This is a genomic window from Pseudonocardia pini, assembly GCF_013870575.1.
GTDB classification, from domain to species: Bacteria; Actinomycetota; Actinomycetes; order Mycobacteriales; family Pseudonocardiaceae; genus Pseudonocardia; species Pseudonocardia pini.
Genome location: NZ_JACBXB010001132.1, coordinates 1 through 1,272 on the forward strand (window position 1 = coordinate 1; position 1,272 = coordinate 1,272).

2 protein-coding genes are annotated in these 1,272 nt (G+C 74.6%); both read left to right on the top strand.

The annotated features are described in order from the left end of the window. A partial coding sequence (locus tag H5J29_RS33175; protein WP_181784830.1) for an SDR family oxidoreductase occupies positions 1 to 542 on the top strand: 542 nt, incomplete at its 5' end. 65 nt (positions 543 to 607) lie between these two features. Continuing rightward, positions 608 to 1,272: glycosyltransferase family 39 protein (locus H5J29_RS36425; RefSeq protein ID WP_181784831.1), on the top strand; the 665-nt coding region annotated here is incomplete at its 3' end.

Genomic DNA, 1,272 nt, shown 5'->3' on the forward strand with positions numbered 1-1,272 from the left:
CCCTGCTCGGCGCGGTGTCCGAGGTGGACATCCTGGTGAACAACAACGGCGGTCCGCCGCTGCGGGACTTCCGGGAGGTCGACCACGCTGCCCTGCTGGCAGGCGTCGAGGCCAACATGGCCGCCCCGATCGCTCTGGTCCAGGCCGTGGTCGACGGCATGGTGGAGCGCCGGTTCGGCCGGATCCTCAACATCACCTCCGGCTCGGTGAAGGCGCCCATCGCCGGCCTGGACCTCTCCAGCGGGGCCCGGGCCGGGCTCACCGGGTTCCTCGCAGGCGTGGCCCGCTCGGTCGCGCACGCGAACGTGACGATCAACTTCCTGCTCCCCGGCTCGTTCGACACCGACCGGCTGCGCGGGAGCAGCCAGGGGCCGGACCAGGAGGAACGCCTGGACCGGGCCCGACAGGGCATCCCGGCACGGCGGTTCGGCGAGCCCGCGGAGTTCGGCGCGGCCTGCGCGTTCCTCTGCTCGGCCCAGGCCGGGTACGTCACCGGGCAGAGCCTGCTGATCGACGGAGGCGCCTACCCGGGTGTGCTCTGACCCACCCTGCGCTAACACCGTCCATCGTGTCCACGACGGCCTCCCCGAGACCGTCGGGAGGCAGGGTGCTCGGACGCGAGCAGACCACGGCGTCCGTCGTGGTCCCACGGCAGCGCCAGGGCGAGGTGGGGCGCCATCGCGCGGCGGCGTCGCCGCGTCCACTGTGGCCGGTCCCGGTCGGGTTGACCGCCCTCTCCCTGGCTCTCGGGCTGGTCACCCTCGGCCGCCAGTCCCTGTGGGACGACGAGGCCTTCTCGGCCGCCGCGGCCCGCCTCCCGTGGGACGGGCTGTGGGCGCTGAGCAGCACCCGGGACCCGCACATGCTCGGCTACCACGGGTTCCTCAAGGTCTGGGCGCTGCTCGGCGGGACCGGCGAGTGGTGGCTCCGCCTGCCGTCGGCGGCGGCCGGAGCCGCCTCCGTCGCGGTGCTGTGGGTGGCCGCGCACCGGCTCGCCGGAGCGCGCGTCGCCGCCGTCGCGGCCGGGATGCTCGCGGCGAGCACCACACTCGTGCAGTACCAGCAGGAGGCCCGGCCGTACGCGTTCGCGGTGCTGGGCACCTGCGTGGCGGTGTGGCTGCTGGTCCGGGCCGTGCAGCTCGGCGGCACGGACCGCTGGCTGGTGTTCGGGGTGGTCGCGGGCGCGACCGTCTACACCCACCCGATGGCGGTGGCCGCCGCGGCCGGGACCGCGCTGTCGGTGCTGGTCATGTCAGGTCGTCCTCCACGTCG